Origin of the sequence: Paracoccus sp. S4493, assembly GCF_000967735.1 — a bacterium.
GTDB classification, from domain to species: Bacteria; Pseudomonadota; Alphaproteobacteria; order Rhodobacterales; family Rhodobacteraceae; genus Paracoccus; species Paracoccus marcusii.
In genome coordinates this window covers 1-779 of sequence record NZ_JXYF01000441.1, presented here as the reverse complement: position 1 = coordinate 779, position 779 = coordinate 1, and the positions used below count along the sequence as shown (strand labels likewise).

At 66.0% G+C, this 779-nt stretch carries 1 protein-coding gene; it reads left to right on the top strand.

The features are described from left to right. Positions 1-19 precede the first annotated feature (19 nt). Positions 20-779 (top strand): hemolysin family protein (locus TW83_RS18315; protein ID WP_239441427.1); only part of this gene is annotated, 760 nt, incomplete at its 3' end.

Here is a 779-nt window from a genome sequence, read left to right as displayed (position 1 = left end):
TGGCCGCGTGCTGTCGGCCCTGACAGGGTCCGAAAGCGGCGCGGACGACGATCATCAGGACCGCCATGTCGTGGGCACCCCCGGCTTGGTCAATCTGCGCCGCATGCGGGTCGATGACGTCGCCATCCCCAAGGTCGAGATCGTGGCCGCCCCCGCGAACCTGTCGCTGGAGGATCTGGTCGAGATGTTCCGTGAGCACGGGTTTTCACGGATGCCGGTCTTTCGCGGCACGCTGGACAGCCCGCTTGGCCTGATCCATCTCAAGGACCTGGCGCTGAAGCACGGGTTCGGTGCGGGGGGCAAATTTACCATGCGCCCGATGCTGCGGCCGTTGCTGTACGTTCCGCCCTCGATGCCCATCGGGGTGCTGCTGCAGCAGATGCAGACCAAGCGCATCCACATGGCGCTGGTCATCGACGAATACGGGGGCGTCGACGGGTTGGTCACCATCGAGGACCTGATCGAACAGGTGATCGGCGAGATCGAGGATGAGCATGACGAGGTCGAGGGCGGCTTGTGGGTGCATGAGAAGACCGGCCAGTGGCTGATCCAGGCCCGTGCCGCGCTGGACGATGTCGAGGCTGAGACCGGCCTGCGCCTGATCGGCGACGAGGACGAGGATATCGACACGCTTGGCGGTCTGATCTTCATGCTGGCGGGGCGCGTGCCGCTGCGCGGAGAGGTGATCGCCCATCCCTCGGGCGCCGAGTTCGAGGTCGTGGATGCCGATCCGCGTCGCCTGAAGCGGATCCGCCTGCGCATGCCCAGCATCAGCACGC